Raw genomic sequence first — 19,182 nt, forward strand, 5'->3', positions numbered from 1 at the left:
AGGAACAAATTATACCTGTGTAACCTATCAGCGTCAGAAATAGTCTTATAAACATGGCGAATAACAACAATTCAAAACTCTCGTCTCTTAAATCTTTCAATCCACCCAAGGATTACTTCTTTCGTGATATTTGAATTTGGGAAATACTCAAAAAAACGTTTAATTGTATCGGCACATATCGATTCCCATTCTGCTCGAAATTCTTCAATCCTAAACTGCTTTACGATTTCAAAGCGATTCGCTCTACATGGTTCTGGGTCACGATGTGAAAAGTTTATTTGGGAATCTCGACATACTAATTTTCTGCCAGACAGAGAATCGGCAACAAAACTCAAATCAAAATCTCCCCCCAATTCATATTCCTCAATAAATCGATCAATGAACATGAACATTTCAATTACAAGGTCCATATTTAGTTTAAATTCAATCCACCCTCCGGGTTCAATATCCGGGATTGATGGGGTGCCATCTAAACCACGCCATTGACATTCATACTTATAACTGTTCTCGCGGTATGGTTGCCAAAGAGCAAACATGCCAGAATGCGTGAGTGTCCAGATTTCTCCATAATAATCATTGCATATCCCCCACTCCCGCAAGTGTGTCCCATTTCTGGTTGGGGGAAACTCACTTCGAATTCGAATAGATCGTTTTTGGATTACTGCTTCAAGTTCTTCGCTATCATTCCATCTATCTTCAACGTATGTTGTAGGATGTATGGCAAGTCTCCACCCCCCCAGCACCATTCTGTCCTTCATAACATCTTCGAGTCCTTTCTCTATTCTTTTAAGTTCTGCTTCATATCTTTCTTGGTGATTCTCAACAGGAAGAATAGGTTTACCTTTGAGAATCGAATCGAACATTGAGAGCATTTGATCTCCTTGTCTTGATGTTGCAAGACCAATCAACGTGCGAAATTCTTCAACGGTTTTAAGAGGTGCGGACTCAGCATTTTGATTTCGGACATATATAGTCCCCTGTTTCAGTAATTCTTTTCTACTATCAGTTGGGTCGAGTAATGGTTTGGTGCAGATAATTGGTATGTCTTCGAATTGAGCTACCGAAATAACTTCGAGTCTTTTACATTCATATTCAATAGAACTGCACACCAGACGCACTGGTGGGGAAAAACGACTGTTGATCCAACTGGCTACTCTAGTCGTTTCGAAAGAAATTGCTTCGTCTTCTGTAAGTCCCGTTATCTCAAACTGTCCATTTACTTCCGACCTACCAATAACAATGGCCCCTCCATCACGTGAGTTTGCGAATGAAACAATTACTTTGGCTAGTTTTGCGGATTGCGTGCTTTTGTCCCATGTCATTGGGCCTTTGAAATCTATATTGTCGCTTTCGCCACTTGTTTCGATCAGTCGTTTCAATTCATCTGGTGTGAAGTCATTCATGAAAATATTCTGGCCTATCAGGGGTTATTTTAGATTAGAATGATGTTCTTCATTTAAAGGGTTCAGCATTATTGGTTCGACACCATGGCTTTCCCAACCATGAGCAAAGTCACGATGGCTGTGATGTATCTCATACCATTCTTTCTTATAAGGTGGCTCGATACAAAACAGGATCAAGATTGCAAAGACTTCTGAGTGATCCATTCAGAATGAAAATCCGTGGTGATCTTCCAAAATCAAACACCCTGTAAAGCTGAAATTGCTCTGGAATGTCTTCCGAACAGAGCAGTTCGTTCTGAGTTAAAAAGAATGGAAAGTATTTCCCAAGACCAGTTGATTTCACTTCCAACATTCGTTCTGATTCTGTCTGTTCATCAAATGACAGAATATCAAAACCCAGTCCATCGCCATATTCTTTGGATGCCCATATAACTTTCTGAGCCAGATCGTCCCTACCAGCCAGTTTCAGTCGATGTTGTTCCAATTCGAAAACGAACTTCTCGCCAAGACTGCCAAGCTTACGATTCACTGCATCACGTTCAGCAAAATTGATTCTCTTACCCTTCCGGGAAAGCCACGGCTTAACCGATGGTTTTGGTGAAATGATTTTCTCAGGTGGGGCTTCGATAATTCTGTTGATATTCGAAGAATCTATTTTCTTTGACTGTGTTGGATTCAGGACAGGTGAAGTATCGAAAAGCTTCATCAAGTGTGGGTTATTGTTTAAATATTCCTCGACGCCCTCTACTAGAAGCTTCTGATAGTTACCCCGTGGTTTATAACCATCGATGTATGGCAATCCCTGCTCGACCAATATGGCACTGATGTTTTGGTGTTTGAATTCAACTGAGCCTTTCGAACGATCTGATAGCTGGGGAATCAGCAGGTTTCTATGCTCAGTTTTGTCATATGACCAATTCTGTATCTCTGCTAGGAGCATCGCAAAATAATCATTGATGATGAGCTGGACTTCTTTTTCAGACCATTTTTGCCTTGGTTTAGATTCTTTCGGCATGTCGATTTTGTACCTAGATTAATCCCTCTTACAGGTTCTTGCTCATGCAGTGAATTCCGTGTAGTATTGTAAGCATGTCTACCCTCTCTGGGCAATGTAGTTTCATGTACTGAACCAGATCTCTGAAATCACTAAAGTGAGAAATAAAACAGAAAACTATCATTCAAATAAAGCCTTGTTCAACTCTATCGTCCAACGTGGTTTCAAGAGAGAGAGCTATAATAAATGGCGAAGAAAAAGAATACAGTACGCAACGTTGTTGAAAAAAGACGTGAAGACGGGACACTCCTCTATTGGCTTGACCGAGATAAAAAGATCGGCGAGTACAACATTAACACCGATTCATCTCAGTACAAGCATCTAAAGAAGGTGGAGCTCGATGGGTTCTCAACTTTCCCAAAAGCACTTTATCCGACAGGCTTTGGTTTTAAGGTTTCCGGTGGGCAATTGGTTGAGCCTCTGCATTCAAAGTATGGAAACAAACTCTTAGTTGTACTGTCGGCAACTCAGATATCTTCAGTGAAGAAAACAAATAACCGCGTTACTGTAACGATCAACGCAAATAAATTGCAGCAAATTAATCGCGAAGTTTCGGATGTAAAGCGAACTCGAAGGAATGAGATCACAACGTTGGTGCAAGATTTCCTGATCGACCAGTTTCCAAAGGAATTCACCGGAACCGCTTCTGATACGTTCAAATATCGTCCTAACAAGATAGCCGAAATGCTCGCTGATCAAGACGTTGTTGAAAACCTATCGGACTTAGACCGATTTGCAATACAGGCGGCTTTTCCTGACCTAGTAGAAGAAATGGAGTTCAGCCTGCGATCCGCAAAGAAAGTGAAGATCGTCACCGATGGAATCAACACCAGCAAGAAAGTCTATCTGGACAAAATCATTATTGAGTTTGAAAAAAAACTCAAAGGTTCCAGTTCGGAGAATGTTTGGCAGAAGTTTTTACACGACCACATTCTAACGCTTCTAAATACATACGCACACGTAATTGAAAAGCAAAGCGTCGAGTTAGATGGGAAGTACCCTGATTTTATGTTGATTGACGCCTACGGCTATCTTGACGTGTACGAGATCAAGAAGCCACAGACCAAGTTACTGAGTTATGATAACGGTCGGAAGAATTATTACTGGCACGCTGAAATCTCTCGTGCGACGACTCAAACTGAAAAATATATGTCGAGCATCCAGAGGCATCGTTACGAACTTGAAAGTAAGCTTCGAAAAGAGAGTGTAGAAGCACAGATCGTTCGACCACGCGGATTCATTATTGCTGGGAAACGATCCAACCTTAACACAGAAGAGATGCGGGAAGACTTCCGTGTATTGAATGACAGCCTGAAAAACATCGACGTGATTTGTTTTGATGATCTTCTTGACAACTTGAAGGCACTTCGTGATCGACTCGACTCTTAGAAGTATTTATCACGATCAGCAAATCATTTGTCCCAACTGCCGGATACACCTACCTGAGTATAAATGATTAATCATCGGGAATCGTGAAACAGGACAAGGTCTGTCATCAACAGTGAATTTCGGGGCCGATACAGCATCCAATGCTTAGAAACGGTGTTCACATATGGCAAAAAAGAAAAAGAAGATACAGCCTTTACGAATGTATTTGCTTAAATCTTCCGTGACTAAGTTTAAGGATGCTCTTCGGACTGGCGTGAGCGTAAATGAGTATTCCCTAAAAACTTCACCGGGGATTAGTGGCAAGTTCTACCTTCGCCCATCAGTACGCAGCACACCAGATTGGGCAGAGTTCATTCAATCTGGAGTCACAGATAAGTTGCCAAAAATTCAGTCTATAGCAAACGCTGGTGTCCTGTTCCTGAAAATTGATAATCGCATTGTGGCATTGGTTTTCGGCACTGGACGTTATCTCCTGAAGGACAGTGCGTATGAGACAGACTTTGGGCTTCGCTCGACTCTTAATGCGGTTGACCCCAAGACTCTGGACCAGATCGATGTAAATTGGTTTGGTGAGATGGTTGTACAGAAGAGAATTCAAGTAAGTCATAAGTCGAGCCTTGCCGCGTTTGAGATCGACGTAAATCGCGAACGCTTCAAGTCGCTCACTGGCAAAGCGAAAAGAAGCAGCCTCGGCGGACGAATCAATGGATCCGAAGGTGGATTTGGAGTTCATACTCGCATCGACTTCAAGGAGTTGGCCAATCAATGTCGGGAATGCATCAAAGTATATCGGTCAAAAGATTATAAAAAGGCGTTTCCCCGATACGACGATTTCAGTGTTGTGACAGACGCGACTAAACAGTCGGAATTGGACGATAAACTTTTATCAAGACTTCAGAAAGGAAACATTAATGGTCTCCATATGTCTCCACCGGATATCATCTCGTTCGACAACTTTTCAGGCTACTCGTTCAGTGCAAAAGGAGATGTACACGACGAAATGCTACTGGAAGATTATCTTTCCTCGGGAAAAGACTTCGAAAATCTAAAGCTTGAGAACCTTAAATCGCACCGTGTATTTCTTCGTCGTGTAAATGATGCAGAACCTCTGGATAAATGGTCGGCTTATCGCTGTTTGATTTGCGAGATCAAGGAGGGGACTACGGTGTACGTTTTGTGGGACGGGAAGTGGTACAAAATCGCAAAGGAGTTTGCTGATAAGGTTCGTGATGACATTGAAGTAATACCGGATGCAAATACCTCTATACCAGCAACGACCACATTCAAGCTTGAGGCAGACTTTCTCAAAGACTGTGCGAACAACCATGTGGATTTGGCCTTGATGGACCGAAAGAATGTTTGGTGCGACAACGCTGGTTCTGAAATGGAAGTCTGCGATTTGTTTTCAGAATCCCGACAGTTTATTCACGTCAAACGTCGTGCTCATGGATCAAGCGGATTAAGTCATCTGTTCGCCCAAGGACGCAACTCGGCTGAGGCATTCTTGAAAGATGAATCTTTTCGTGCAGGAGCAAAAGAGAAATTAAAGACAATTGCAACTAAGTTTGGGAAAAAGATTCCCCCAAAACGCCCATCGCCCGAAAAATTCGAAGTCGTTTATGTTGTAATGGGGAAAAAGAGGGGTAAATTCATCAATGAGCTTCCGTTCTTCAGCCAATTGACTTTGCACCTTGCTGCCAAAGATCTTCGCATCATGGGGTTTAAAGTTTCCTTCCAATTTGTGGAAGCACCGGAGTGATTAAACTAATATTATTAGCCTTTCCCTGTCCCTTCCAGCAGTATTTCCCGAAGGATCCTCCAGAAACACGACCTATTCTGTGGCACAATCGACGCCACCAGACCTCAAGTGATCTCTGTAGTCGTGTGTCATTGTCAGGACTGACCAACGATCATCCTCTATTACCTTGCTGGAACGCAGCCCAACAAATATCGGATATCCTACGTCTTAAATACATTGCAATACACAATTCCGAACAGTAAATTCTCTACTGATAGATAGTATGAATTCAGATTACAGTCACGAAACTGGGGAATATAGATTCTCTTGCTCAACTACTTCTCCCTTTCCAACCTCGAATGACCAATCTCAACACACTCAGCATCAACATCGCACCCAACGAACTTTCTGCCATTTCTACGACAAGCCACTGCTGTCGTAAAACTGCCAGCCATACAGTCACAAACAAGCTCTTTAGGTTCTGAGAAATATTTTACAAGCATCTCGACCTCAGTTTCATGTTGCTGCCAGTCATGCAAAGATTTGTCTTTCTCTTGAACCAGTGAAACATCAGACCAACGTTTCTTTTTCTTCCATTTTCCTTTTGAGAAAATGAGAATTGGCTTCCATTGGGAAGCAATCTGCAATGGATGAATCATGTTTGAATCGCCACTCCAGATTGAGGCCATCTGCCAACGGTATGTAAGGTGTTCCCCTGAACGCTCCAGCACCTCGGGAAGATGATACTGGCCACTATAAGTAACTAGCAGGCCGCCGGGTTTTAACACTCGATTACAAAAACTGCTCAGTTCGGATAGTTGCGGCAAGAATTCTTTATTGTACGGAAAATCTGTTAATACAAGTGAAACACTATTTCTCTTTAATTTTGCCTGTTTCTCAAGATCCTGAAACCGGCAATGATACAGGCGAATGTCCTTAGTAGATGATGGCTTAACGACGCTGCTAATGTTCCGGGCGAGTGACTTAACGTTTCGTCTGGCACGTCTTTGTGCCGAGATCGTGTCGAGAATTCTTCCATTCTCAGACGGCAAATCAGAAATCACTGATCGTGCAATTTCCAGTTCCTTTGGGGTATTAGCAATGATCTGATTGTATCGTGCACTGCGATGTTTTCCGTCCTTGCCTCTCAGCTTTTTCAACTCTGGAATTTCCAAAGTTGAGACCAATTTTCGGCGAACTGCTTGAACTGTTTTTACGTCGGCTCCAATAATTTCCGCCAGCCAATTATTGGCAATGTCGGGCGTGCGTTTGAGTTCCTGTTTAATCAAATCACGTTTTTGGGCTGATGTGAGGTGCCTACGCTTAACATTGACGCTCAGTGCGTATTGCCATTTCTCTTCCTCGTTTAGGCCCCCTATGACTTGAACTGGGTAATTCTTGATTTTCAGTTCTCTCAAGGCTCGCTCACGTTGGTGACCGTCGAGCGTGATGCCCTCTTCATCTTGAACAATGGGGTATTGGAGACCGTTCTCTGCAATATCAGATTTCAGAAGCTCGAATTCGTCAGGAGAAAGGTCAGGCATTGGCTGGTATTTGGGAGTGCCACTGGTCTTCGCACTGGATCCGGATTTCTTCTTTGCCATGTTCAATTCTCAACGAACTTGATCAGGGTATATTGTGTTTCCGGGAGGTATGTGTTGATGATTATTGAAATCAAGGTTTTGTATATGTCCAATTTCCACAGTCCTATAAATAGAAACCTGAAAAGTATCTCTGTCATTTCCACGCTTCATAAATACTTGCTAATCATCACATTAACAGTTACCATTGTAAACTTGTCAACCTGTTTCAACAATTGTCAGATCTTTGGATTAGAACTCCGCAATTTAATTAAAAAATAACTACTTATGGCAAATAACAACTCTGAAACTGAACGAAAACTGTGGGATGCAGCGGACGAATTTCGGGCAAATTCAAATCTCCGGTCGTCTGAATATTCCACCCCAGTTCTGGGACTCATTTTCCTCCGCTATGCAGATCACAAATTCACAATCGCTGAGAAGGAATTAAAGGGTAAAGGGTCTGGAAGACGAGCCATCGGAAAGGAAGACTATCAGTCTAAAGGCGTGATGTATCTCCCTCCTAATGCTCGCTTCTTTTCGCTTTCAAAGATCTGGGAGGGGGCGTAATGACCAAGAATGGTAACGATCAAACGCCACGCTTTGCTCCTCGCAATCCTAAGCGACACGGTTCGGAACACCCGATTCATATCAATTGGTTTCCATACTATGCAGGTTACAATTCTGGGTTCGTATTCGATTCACTAAAATCACTTGCCATTGAAATGGGCGATTCCATTCTCGATCCTTGGAACGGTAGTGGGACAACAACAACAACTGCTTATCGAATGGGAGCGACGACCATTGGTTGTGACATCAACCCAGTTATGGTGATTGCAGCTAAAAGTGCACTCCTTGATCCCGGAACGGCACCAAGCCTTCTTCCACTTTCAGAGGAATTGCTGAATGTAGCACGCACACTATCACTCGAGCTCAAGAACGACCCATTGAGTGAGTGGTACTCCCCCTCTAGTGCATATCATATCCGCCGCATTCATCATGCAATTTGGAAGGTCTTAGTGGAATCTGATTCAATGCCCACATGTCGAGCTGATCATATTTCAGGGCTTTCGACCCTTGCTGCATTTTTCATTACCGCTTTGTTCCGCGTTACCCGTTCATTTCTTTCACCATTTCTTGGTTCCAACCCGACGTGGATTCGCTCACCCAAAACACCTCAAAATCGAGTCCGTCCTTCAGAACAGATTGTTTTTCACAGGTTTCAAAAAGAAATTCAAGCGATGTCTTTGAGGCTTTCCGACGCATTTAACAGAGGTCTAAAAAAGCCCATACACGGCTCTGGACCAACAATTACTGTTGCACCCTCACAATCTTTACCCGTGAAAAACTCTTCAATCAAGGCTGTTGTTACATCCCCACCATACCTTACTCGCATCGACTATGCGGTTGCGACTAAGCCAGAGCTCGCCACATTGGAAATGTCTCTCTCAAAAGACTTTGCCAAACTCAGAAAATCGATGTTGGGTGCTCCAGCAATACGGGCGGCTTCTCCTCCACCGCAAGCGTATGGTGAATCTTGCGAGCGATTCATGCAAGCTGTAGCAAACCATCCGTCGAAAGGGTCTATCAATTACTACCATAAGCTGTTTAGGCAGTATTTTTCCGATATGCATAAATCGCTTGGAGAGATTTCACGTGTGCTAGTCACAAATGGAAATTGTGTCTTGGTGGTACAGGATTCGTATTACAAGGAAATTCATGCTGACCTTGCTCAGTTCGTAACAGACATCGCCGATATACACGGGCTCACCCTTATGGGGCGGAATGACTTTGAATGGAACCGAAACATGGTGCGTGTGAACAGCCGATCCCGGCGATATAGAACTTCAGACATCGCAGTCGAATCTGCACTTTGGTTTAGCAAATTATAGGACAAGAACGATGCCAATAATGGATCACGCTGCACTCATTCAGGCAGCAGACGAACAGGTTGCGAAAGTTCGGACGCAGGGAAAGGATTATTCCTTCAATGAATTGCTCAGTATGTACGAGGATGAGGAATTGATTATTGCACCTGAGTACCAGCGACTGTTCCGTTGGACTGAGGTGCAGGCATCTCGTTTTATCGAATCCGTGATTCTGGAACTTCCATTACCACCAATTTTCGTTATTGAAATCACTGATGGGAAATACGAGTTAATCGATGGACTTCAGCGAATTTCCTCATACTTCTATTTCAGAGGCAAGTTGGACGCAGAACATCGAGCAATTACTCCCGGCGTTGTGCTCACTCTTGACGGATGTGACATTGTAAAAGGACTTGACGGGTTTACTTACGAGACTTTACCGAGGGCTTTAGAAATAAAACTAAAGCGTCATACGATTAGAGTAGAAGTCATCAGAAAAGAAAGCGAAAGTCGAATTCGCTATCACATGTTCAAGAGGCTTAACAAAGGAGGCTCCGTACTTTCGGAACAGGAAATTCGAAACTGCACAATTCGACTTCTCGATGACACGGTCAACCAGTTTCTCATTGATTGCACAGGAAATATCGACTTCGTAAAAACCATATCTCCAGTTAATCAACAGCGTATGGTGGAGCGATATGATCAAGAACTCGTCTTGAGGTTCTTCGCCTTCAAGAATTGGAGGGACCATTACGTACACGAGGTGGCTGAGTATCTCACCGAATATATGGAAGCAGTGGCCGATTCCTCAGTCACAGAGGTTACTCTGGACTACAACGTTGAGCGTGGCATATTTGAAAAAACATTCCGCATCCTCAATGCATCGATGGCTGAAGATGCATTTGCAATTGTAGACAAGCGTGGAAGAACACTACCGTTTGGAGTATATCATTTTGAAGCATTTTCATTAGGGTTACAACCGCATCTTGATGCACTCGATCCCGATAACGCAGAACAAATGGAGCAACTTTCTAAGTGTATTTGGGAAATTAAACGTGACGATGCATTTCGAGAAATTACAACAGGAGGAGGGAAAAACTTCCTTAATAGACTAACAGAGCGAATCGACTTTGTTTCGAATCGCCTAGGAGCAGAGAAATGGACGTAGCAGAAGTGAGGGCCGAGCTTGAGGAGGAGATGAGCCGTCGCCTTAATGAGATTCGCTTTTTTCGCAATCAGTTGAGTGAACTTGATAGTAAAGAAGAGAAAGAACGCTATTGCCAGTGCCTAGTTGTAATGCTCTATGCTCACTTTGAAGGTTTCTGGAAGGCAGCGTTTAGTATTTATCTAAAGGCAATCAATCAGGAACAAATAATGTGTAAAAATGCTGTCGAACAACTCGTTGCAGCCAGCATGAATGATCTGTTTACATCGTTATCTGATCCGCACAGGAAATGCACTTTCTTTCGGAATCCCGCACCTGATGACACAAAATTACACCGATTTGCACGGCATTCGGAGTTTGTGGCTAGGCTCGACGATGCGTTGTCGACGATTGTGTCAATCCCAATTGATGATGTTGTTGACACAGAATCGAACCTCAAACCCGTCGTAGTGAGAAAGAATCTGTTTCGGCTTGGATTCTCACACGAAGAATTCAAATCAGAGGAAGGAACCATAAACGAGTTATTGCGTCGGCGGAATGACATTGCACATGGAAGTTCAAGAATAGGAGTTCCTGTGGACTCGTATTCTAATCTTGAGTCCTCAGTTGTAGGTGTTATGAGGCGTATCGTCATACTAATTTTTGAGTCGCTCCGTGAACGTCGATTTGAAAAGCAGGTGGATTCCACGCCATCAGAAGTGGGAACGGAATTCATCTAATAGAGATCTTTGTGACATCGACTGGCAGCTTTCGGGTGTTTGAAGAAACGTCGTTGAGCAACGCAAGCTTCGTAGAAGCTCTTATCCCAGACATATAAAGTATCTGGAGAAATCTTTGTGGCCAAAAGAAATGCAATAAAAACTGTTCGAACTTTTTGCACCAGTAATGTTGGTGCCAATGAAGACACCAAAACTGTGTGGATATTTGGTGCGGGAGCTTCTCAACATTTAAATGATTTTCCAATGTCTTTTAATTTCTTTGACAAATCGATCGCTCTCTGCACAAGTAAAATGAAAACATTCTCGCGAAAAAATGACCCCAGATATATGGGGCTCTGTTTGGGAAAAACTAGCAATAGCCCACAAGTTCCAAGTATTAATAAAATCAGGAGCTTCAAAAGAGATTCACGCCTTGCTCTCTCGTACATTGACATCTGGAACTATTTAACTCCCGAACACAATGTTATGGCAAAAATACAGTACCTCTGGAATAGTTGGAAACTACTACCAACCCTACTTGAAGAAATTGGATTATCACTTACTCCTGATCAATTAATATCAAAGTATCCTGAAGAACTGATTGCAGAAGTCAGAAATATCACACCCTCATCATTAGTTAAACATCACGGTTTTTATGATTGCAAATCTGCTCGTAGAAAATTAGATGAAACGCTTGAAACACTCCAAGATATCTATTTCTATACCCTGTCCGAATATAACCAAGCTGCCCATACTAAATTTGCAAATAATAATCTGTATTCCAAACTCGTAGAAAGTTTTATCCTTGAGAAAAATGCTCGTGTCATATCTTTCAATTACGACACAATGCTTGATGAAGCTATTTTCAATTATTTTACACGAAGCTGGCATTACGGAGGTATGACAGTAGCGGGGATTAATGGGTATCCAGTATCGAGAGGGGCGAAGAGTGACTTAGTCCTGATTAAACCCCACGGATCTCTACATTTCCTTATTTGTCCTAATTGCAAACGAGCACACGTTAACTGGTTTTGGACTTTTCGCAAAACGGGACTTGGAGCATTTGCATCAGATAATAGGCGTTGTGTTAAATGCAAGAAGACGATGCCGGGGCGAAAAGAATTGCTTGAATCAATGATAGTCTCACCACTATATGATAAAAAGATTATTAAGAGATCACACCATGCTATTAAAGCAGCTTTTTCGTGGTGTGATAACATCGTAGCTATTGGATACAGCTTCCCTGAACAGGATACATACTTTTTCGAATGCATTCAAAAAGGAGTGCAATCGAGGAATGGTAGGCAAATAAAAGTTCGAATCGTTTCCCAGAATCACGGTAGTGCAAAAAAAATAAAGAAACGTTTAGACAACCAATTAAGAATTCGGGGGATTATGGCAAAGGATATAAAAGTAAAAGCGGAAATATTGAATGGATTCAAGGATGTAAAAGCTGGACTCGAGGCTATTCCCGCTTAACTCAATTGAATTAAAATATTACATGATATTTATCATCGAGTCATCGATATTGAAACTCGACACATTGCCCAATCGTGTCCATCAGCATCTGTGACGGACCATGATTTATATTCACTCCATAAATAGCCAGCAGGGATCGGGCACGAGTCATCGCCACATACAAGTTGTTGGCAAGAATATCTCCATCCCCAGTCACATACTGATCCACGCACGGAATAAAGACCACTTCTGACTCATACCCTTTGTAAGAATGTGATGTTGTCACAATCAATGTATTAGGTCGTCGTTCAAACGCTCGGTTGGTCTGGATGGATAATTCAACACCGATCTCAGACAACAGTGGTCCTAACTTGGATTCAAGAAGTTGGACGACAGATTTTGAATTGTAGATCAGGCAGATGTCACATGGCGAGATCTGCTCGACTGTGATTAAATGCTTTAAGTGTCTGAAAATAGCGTCCAGTTCAGTCTGTCGATCATCAAATGAATGAAAAATTGGATCGGGTCCGCCAATCTGGTTGTATTTGATTTTCAACCATTCTTTTGATCCATTCTGAGTTCGTTCCATCAAACCCATCTCGATCAACTCCTGCTGATCTTGTCTTTTGTCCTTCGGAGTGAGGCGATCAAGAATGTTGACTGCGAGTTCTGTAATTGGCGTGGTCGAACGGAAGCTCTCACGCATGATTGTTGAGCGACCACGCAGATCCAAGCCAAATTCTGTCCATTTCGGTGTTTTGCGACCGTAAATGTTCTGGGCATTATCGTAGAAAATGTGTGCTGAACGACTATTGGGATCTTCTGCATCAGATTGTTCCACTAGCGATAGCAACAGTTTCAATGTTGATGGTCCCATGTCCTGAGCTTCATCAATGAATAAAGCCGAACAGCGTGGGAGCATTTCAGAGTTATCATGACAATTTAGGAACTCTTCCGCTGCACGATCATAATCAAATTCGAACCGATTCATGGTCAATGAAGCAATCGGTAATATTTCTGTGAGAACATCTTTAATGTGCAAGAGAGATACTGATTCCCACGGAAAGTCACTGCGATCAAATAATTCTCCATCAGACATAGAACTCCATGCTGATTCTACTGACTCCCGTAGCAGTTTATGTAAAGAACGATTTGCATAAACCGCCCACACATGGAACTCTTTCGTGTCGCTCATTCGCTTAACAGTTTTTGCCAGCCAGTTACAAAGGACTATGGATTTTCCGCTTCCAGCTACTCCACGTACAAGACGGGGTTTTCCATCTAGCTTTAAATTTGTAAGCCGTTGTTGTTCTTCTGAAAGAATCGGTTTCATCGACTGTCTATTAGCTATTTGGCCCCCAAGCGAATTATCGGTCCCCTGCTCCTTTTGTTTTGATGGACCATGATCAGAATTATGAGTATTGCCCGCTTTAAGATCGACTTTTTGCCAGCGAACGGTTGCACCTTGCTGGGCCAGTATGCTTGGAGTCAATTCCATAGCAAGTGATTTCAGATAGGGTTCTTCTATCTCGCTTCGACTGGCAAGGACGATGAGAGCTTCTCTGGCTCGGCTCAGAGCCACATTCGTAAGCCGTTTCCACTCTTGGAATGGCCAGCTATAACTGCTGGCATTCACTGTATCAAATATTATGATATCGGTTTCTGCCCCCTGTTGACTATGAACTGTTGACGCTTCCCAGTTTGGAAGATCCCATTGTGAAAACAGTTTCGAAATTTCTTGAGCCTGTGCCTTAAATGGAGAAATAAACAATCCTTTAGTTTCCCTGATAGAAGAATCCGAGAACAACTTTTGTAATATGTCAGGAGTGATGGATCTCATCCAGCTATTGTTGCCCGGACCTCTCTTTGCACGAATCGAGATTAGATCAGAATCTTCCTCATCGAGTACATACCAGATTGTTCTGGAGTAATCTGAAATAAATGTAGGAAGTAACGATTCTCGGTCTATCGTCTCCTTTGCTGTTTTCAGAAACCCATCGTATTGGTAATGTGAAACGATTTTGCATACATCTGGGTGCATCCTTCTCTGTTCTGAAAGGACATGAACTGCTGATGGAGTTTCTTCAATGTCATCCAGATGGCTCAAACCACTGCTGGCCAGCCATGTCTGTTGTCGGGTTGTCAGAATTCTAGTAATGCGACTGATCGGTGCTAGTTGCTTCGAATCACCGACTAAAACAACTCGTTTAGCGGCGAGTAATGACAATGCAGCAACCGCTGCTCGTGATATCAAACCAGCTTCATCAATGAAGATAGTAGTGAATGGTGCTTCATTATTTTCAATCATTTTCCTGATCGTGGAATCGTTTAGAAAGCTCATCGCCTTGAAAGCTGTTGAAACAACGACTCTCACATCTGGATCGTAAAATATGAGTTTGCTCTGATCGTTTGTTTTCGACTGCAGTTCTGTGATTTGCTTTCTGATAAATGCTTTATCATCTGAGGATTCAGTTAATTTAAGCTCCTGTGTCAGCTTTTCAACTTTTGAAAGCAATTCTGACTCAGTGCCTTCCAACAGTTCTTCCAGATCATTTGCTTTGAACTTCTGGGCAGAAGCTCCCTTGCCAATTCGAAGTATCTTTCCATTCTCCAAGTAAGTTGTATCAATTGTTCTTGTTGCATTTCCAATCGAGAGTGCGACAGCATCGGTTGCTCTGTTGGTTGTCGAAACAACAAGGATACGTTCTGTTTGATCATCCAATATTGATGCGATTTGCAATCCAGTGGTGTATGTCTTACCTGTCCCCGGAGGCCCCCACAGAATACCCCAAGAGTGCTTCCATAAGTTGTTTAAATGTGGAAGTCCTTCTGAGTCTGATTCTGCAATCTGTGGATGAATATTACCTTTGGTTGCTTCTAATCTGGCTGGTAGATCTTTCCTGACTTCTCCAAATTCGGGTTCGTTGTAGACCGCATCGAGAACTGAAAGAAATTCAAAAGGTCGAACAAAGAAAGCTCCTGCGTGTGGAGGATGCTCTGGATCTCCCAGCGTAATGAATAGACAGTTATTCTGCTCATCGACTTCTACTATTTCGCCGGACCACAGAGCTTCATTTTCGTGAGCGATATTCTCGTGATAGAAGTCAGGAGAATCTTCATTGTCAGCAAGTGACTGGGGCCGAAAAGCAAAAGCCCCCTCCCACGTCCAATCGAACTCAACTGAACCATCTAAATGGATTGCATAGACTGTTCCCCGCCTCTGCTCGGATAGGATGCTGATTTCTTTGCAATAGAGTCTTTGCCATTTTGCTTGGTTTCGGAACTCTTGTCTGACGGCATAACTGGCGTCATCCAGAATAGAAGGATCTGCTTCTGGTAATTTTAGATCAGAGTTGAATCTCGCTGGTTCAAAATCAGGGATTTCCATCGATTCTGGATCGTCAAAGTCGTCACCGAATTCATCATCCATTTGAAGCCATTTTCTAAAGATCACGCTGAATTATTCTATTCAATGTGAACATTTCGATCATTTTAGTGTATTTTGATGCAATACTCGATAGTATACATTCAATACCTTTGGCACAATTATATGGACTCTATTTAAACCAGTATTACTGGCTTTTCAGTCAGTTGCTTCTATTCGAATTCAATTCCAGAACCCTTATTAATTTTGATGTGGGATGTTTTATGGTCTTGATCGCAATTTTTCTGTCTTCGTCTTCGAGTAAACAAGTGGCATAAGAATCTTTTAAGGGGCCAAAAATGAGTGGTATCTGGATGGCTTATCTAATCACATTTGGGTGGGCTTTGGTTGGATCAGTTTCGATGGGACTGGGAATTATCATCGCCATCAAAATGTTTGATCTCTCTACGAAAGATGTTGATGAGTGGGAGCTGGTCAAGCAGGGAAATATTCCAATCGCGATCATCCTCGCTTCAATGATCATCTCTTTAGGCATTGTTGTTTCTGCCGCAATTCATCCTTAGAGGAGTGATGAAATGAAGAAATTACTTTCATGGATTTTCATTTGTCTCATCGTTTCAGTGAATTTTTCTTTCGCTCATTCCGGTCGGACTGACTCAAAGGGAGGGCATTACAACCGCCGGACTGGAGAATATCATTTCCACGGGAGAGGGAGCTCTCCATCAACTTTGCGATTGGTTAGAACGGAACCAAGAACTACATCTCCATCAATTGCAAGAACCACAGCAAGGTCTTCCGTCTCAACGAAGAAAGTTGAAGTTATTAAACCTGATCCCGAAAAACTGGCTCAGGAAAAACTTGATAGAGCTCTCACTCTTTTGAGAGAAACCGTGAGTGACTACGGAAGCACGAAAGCTGGTGAAAAAGCAAAGAGGTTATTAGAAGTTGATCATCAAGTATCACAAGAACAGCAAGCCTTTGAACACGATTTGGAAGAGAAAAAAGCACAAGAGGCGTTGGACGTTGTAAAGTGGTTGATGGATAAGAATATGAATTCATCTGCCGAGAAGAGAATTCAGGATCTGATCAACGAACATCCAAATACAAGAGCCGCTACAGAAGCGAAAGAGATGCTGGAAAAGTTAAAAGAATAGAGCACACCTTTTGAGTAGAGCTCTGGCCCCCCCATCGCCATTGGGCTTCCTGTATTACAGAAGGCATGTTCAATTTCTACTGGAAATGCATCATGACACCACTGGCGATCATTGAATATTTCGTCGTCAATGAACTCGCTCATATAATTCATGCCAACCACACGGAAGTGTTATGGAAAGAAGTGGATAAGTTTCTGCCTAATTATTTAGAGCGGAAGCAGTGGCTAAGAGTGAATGGTGCTGTGATGAGTTTGTAATCTGCTCAACCAACAACGAATAAAAGGCTGTCAAATGACACTATGTGTAGCATGGATACGAACCGTTGGGGACTCTCAGGAACTTGTACTCGCTTCCGATAGTCGTCTCTCGGGGTGCGGCGAGACTTGGGATGCGTGTCCTAAAGTATTATGCTTACCACGAAGTGATGCTGCAATAGCTTTCGCAGGGTCCACTCTTCGTACGTACCCTCTAATGCTCCAACTTGTTTCTTCAATTGCATCGTTCCCAGAGTCTCGTCGTCGTATTCTGGATTTCGATGAAATGAAAGGACACACAGTTCGAGTCTTTAATTTCATACTTAGTAAAGTTGTTCACGAAGTGCATGATGGCGAGTTAGAATTCCGCCGCGAACTTGCTGCGTCTTCTTTTTTGCTATGCGGATATTCATGGAGAAATAAATGTTTCCGTGTTATTCGACTTGCATATGACGAATCCTCTGGCTCCTACTCCGCTCATAGCTATAAGGTAAAAAAACGTACTTGTGTTTTTATAGGAGATGTTGACGAAGACAAGAATATTGATATCCCACAAGAAGCCAAGAAGCGGCTGGAACAAATACTTCTTTCAAAAGATAAGTTTCCGGATGGTAATCTTGACTGGGAGCCGTTTGCGGTACTGAGAGATATAATTATTGAAGCGAACCACCGAACAATCGGCGGACCACCACAGTTATTAAAAATATACCCACACATGAATACCCAAATGTTTGCAGTTTATTGGCCATCACGATCTCAAGGAGCCCTGACAATTGGAGGTCGTGATACTCTGGATTACGAGAGAACAGACTGGCCTCGACTAGATGCAACTTCTTTAGAAGTATCGGGAATTAGTTTAGATGATTCGACATATATGTTTTAACTGTATCAATAAATATGTCAGATATGGTTCTTGGTATACCATCTACTGAAACATCTTGAGAAGTGCGAAGAAACTTCTGAGGCCGTGAGTGCTGCCTTGCAGGGAGACTCGCCGCTTTTCGAATTTCCATCGTATCGAGTAATCCAGATAGGAAAGCCAGATTTGGAGGAAAGGATGTGAAGGTTTACGGTCTTGATTTCACGAGTGCTCCAGTGATTAGTTCGCCATCACGAGTTTCTGACAAACTTCTAATGGTGGCGGAATGTGAACTGACAGGTTCAGTGTTGTTGGTAGAAAAGTTCATTCCGCTAACAGGAGATGCAAACGCACCGTTTGGGAAGCTCGAAGAGTTTTTTGCAAAACAAAATGAACAATGGATCTGTGGAGTTGATTTTCCGTTCGGGATGCCGCTTGGTGCTATTGATTACTTCGGGTGGTGTAAAAATAAAGAACCGGCAAATTGGGAGCAATACGTCAAACATATTCATAAATCTCATGATACAGCAGATGAATTCATGGTTGAGGTTGAACAATGGATGAAATTTCGGCTCAGTGGTGAAGCGGTTCGAGTATTTCTATTTAGATATGCCGACAGAATTGCTTCGTTTGGTGGAAGCACTGCGAGTAGCCCTATGAAAATCAACAAACAGTGCAACCCACCAGTCGGGAGAATGTTTTTTGAAGGATCAAAAAGGCTTCTTGACACAAGCATTTCTATTCTGCCAGTTCGGCCTACAGATGATCTCCGAATACTAATAGAAGCGTATCCACGTCTTGTTGCTGACAAGTTCATCAACGGTGGTAAGTATAAAGATGCTAAGAAATCAGATGACAAATTAAAGATCACCAATAATCGAAAAGAAGTCGTTGAAGGTCTGGAAAAGGAAAATCCATATGGCATTACTATTCGGTTTATTTGCGACAAAGATCGTGAAAAGTGCTTGAATGATGGTAAGGGAGACCATCTGGATTCAGTTCTGTGTGCGATTCAAGCAGGTTGGTCTGCTAATCAAACCACTCATGACGGTCGGTCTTCTTATGGTATTCCAGAATTTTCATTAAACTGCCTTGGCCAACAAGTTGCTCTCGAAGGATGGATTCTTGATCCATTGACTCTAGCGGCAGTCCAATGTGATTCACGTTGAATAACATT

The 19,182-nt window shown here is 42.6% G+C and carries 14 protein-coding genes and 2 pseudogenes; 12 read left to right on the forward strand and 4 right to left on the reverse strand.

Translation table 11 applies throughout. The features are described from left to right. Positions 1-71 precede the first annotated feature (71 nt). Positions 72-1,403 (reverse strand): helix-turn-helix domain-containing protein, encoded by a 1,332-nt coding sequence (locus HG66A1_RS30320; protein WP_145193090.1) that lies wholly within the window; start codon positions 1,401-1,403, stop codon positions 72-74. A gap of 145 nt (positions 1,404-1,548) precedes the next feature. Next, positions 1,549-2,418: a DUF3883 domain-containing protein gene (locus HG66A1_RS30325; RefSeq protein WP_145193091.1), complete on the reverse strand. Its 870-nt coding sequence runs from the start codon at positions 2,416-2,418 to the stop codon at positions 1,549-1,551. A gap of 225 nt (positions 2,419-2,643) precedes the next feature. On the opposite strand from HG66A1_RS30325, the gene HG66A1_RS30330 reads away from it, so the two are divergent. Together HG66A1_RS30330 and HG66A1_RS30335 are read left to right on the forward strand one after the other, a co-directional pair. Next, the gene (locus HG66A1_RS30330; RefSeq protein ID WP_145193093.1) at positions 2,644-3,846 is read left to right on the forward strand and encodes a Shedu immune nuclease family protein; all 1,203 of its coding nucleotides are present in this window, start codon (positions 2,644-2,646) and stop codon (positions 3,844-3,846) included. A 163-nt stretch (positions 3,847-4,009) separates the two neighbouring features. Next, positions 4,010-5,605 (forward strand): DUF6119 family protein, encoded by a 1,596-nt coding sequence (locus HG66A1_RS30335; protein ID WP_145193096.1) that lies wholly within the window; start codon positions 4,010-4,012, stop codon positions 5,603-5,605. 314 nt (positions 5,606-5,919) lie between these two features. On the opposite strand, the gene HG66A1_RS30340 is transcribed toward HG66A1_RS30335, so the two are convergent. Continuing rightward, positions 5,920-7,188 carry a DNA methyltransferase gene (locus tag HG66A1_RS30340; protein ID WP_145193098.1) on the reverse strand — a complete coding sequence of 423 codons (1,269 nt, stop codon included), beginning with the start codon at positions 7,186-7,188 and terminating at the stop codon, positions 5,920-5,922. Between the two features lie 264 nt (positions 7,189-7,452). Here HG66A1_RS30340 and HG66A1_RS30345 point away from each other — a divergent pair. From HG66A1_RS30345 to HG66A1_RS30365, 5 genes and pseudogenes are all read left to right on the forward strand, one after another. Beyond that, positions 7,453-7,728, forward strand: a pseudogene (locus tag HG66A1_RS30345) (type I restriction-modification system subunit M N-terminal domain-containing protein); the annotation flags it as partial. Positions 7,729-7,733: 5 nt separating this feature from the next. Beyond that, positions 7,734-9,056, forward strand: a complete 1,323-nt coding sequence (locus tag HG66A1_RS30350) for a DNA methyltransferase (RefSeq protein ID WP_145193102.1) — start codon at positions 7,734-7,736, stop codon at positions 9,054-9,056. Between the two features lie 19 nt (positions 9,057-9,075). Continuing rightward, positions 9,076-10,200 carry a DUF262 domain-containing protein gene (locus tag HG66A1_RS30355; protein WP_145193103.1) on the forward strand — a complete coding sequence of 375 codons (1,125 nt, stop codon included), beginning with the start codon at positions 9,076-9,078 and terminating at the stop codon, positions 10,198-10,200. Then, the gene (locus HG66A1_RS30360; protein WP_145193105.1) at positions 10,191-10,916 is read left to right on the forward strand and encodes an MAE_28990/MAE_18760 family HEPN-like nuclease; all 726 of its coding nucleotides are present in this window, start codon (positions 10,191-10,193) and stop codon (positions 10,914-10,916) included. The genes HG66A1_RS30355 and HG66A1_RS30360 overlap by 10 nt, the downstream gene beginning before the upstream one ends. A gap of 117 nt (positions 10,917-11,033) precedes the next feature. After that, the gene (locus tag HG66A1_RS30365; RefSeq protein WP_145193108.1) at positions 11,034-12,374 is read left to right on the forward strand and encodes a hypothetical protein; all 1,341 of its coding nucleotides are present in this window, start codon (positions 11,034-11,036) and stop codon (positions 12,372-12,374) included. A 40-nt stretch (positions 12,375-12,414) separates the two neighbouring features. On the opposite strand, the gene HG66A1_RS30370 is transcribed toward HG66A1_RS30365, so the two are convergent. Beyond that, on the reverse strand, positions 12,415-15,783 hold the full coding sequence (locus HG66A1_RS30370) for an AAA domain-containing protein (protein ID WP_197996885.1): 3,369 nt from the start codon (positions 15,781-15,783) through the stop codon (positions 12,415-12,417). A 293-nt stretch (positions 15,784-16,076) separates the two neighbouring features. On the opposite strand from HG66A1_RS30370, the gene HG66A1_RS30375 reads away from it, so the two are divergent. The 5 genes and pseudogenes from HG66A1_RS30375 (at position 16,077) to HG66A1_RS30395 (ending at position 19,174) form a co-directional block, all read left to right on the forward strand. After that, the gene (locus HG66A1_RS30375) at positions 16,077-16,301 is read left to right on the forward strand and encodes a DUF350 domain-containing protein (RefSeq protein WP_145193110.1); all 225 of its coding nucleotides are present in this window, start codon (positions 16,077-16,079) and stop codon (positions 16,299-16,301) included. Positions 16,302-16,313: 12 nt separating this feature from the next. After that, positions 16,314-16,892 (forward strand): YHYH domain-containing protein, encoded by a 579-nt coding sequence (locus tag HG66A1_RS30380; RefSeq protein ID WP_145193112.1) that lies wholly within the window; start codon positions 16,314-16,316, stop codon positions 16,890-16,892. Between the two features lie 44 nt (positions 16,893-16,936). Beyond that, positions 16,937-17,149, forward strand: a pseudogene (locus HG66A1_RS30385) (M48 family metallopeptidase); the annotation flags it as partial. Positions 17,150-17,363: 214 nt separating this feature from the next. After that, positions 17,364-18,029, forward strand: coding sequence for a hypothetical protein (locus HG66A1_RS30390; protein WP_145193117.1), 666 nt, complete (start codon positions 17,364-17,366; stop codon positions 18,027-18,029). Positions 18,030-18,205: 176 nt separating this feature from the next. Next, complete coding sequence (locus HG66A1_RS30395; RefSeq protein WP_145193119.1) at positions 18,206-19,174, forward strand: DUF429 domain-containing protein; 969 nt, start codon at positions 18,206-18,208, stop codon at positions 19,172-19,174. Positions 19,175-19,182 lie beyond the last annotated feature (8 nt).

The organism is Gimesia chilikensis (assembly GCF_007744075.1).
GTDB classification, from domain to species: Bacteria; Planctomycetota; Planctomycetia; order Planctomycetales; family Planctomycetaceae; genus Gimesia; species Gimesia chilikensis_A.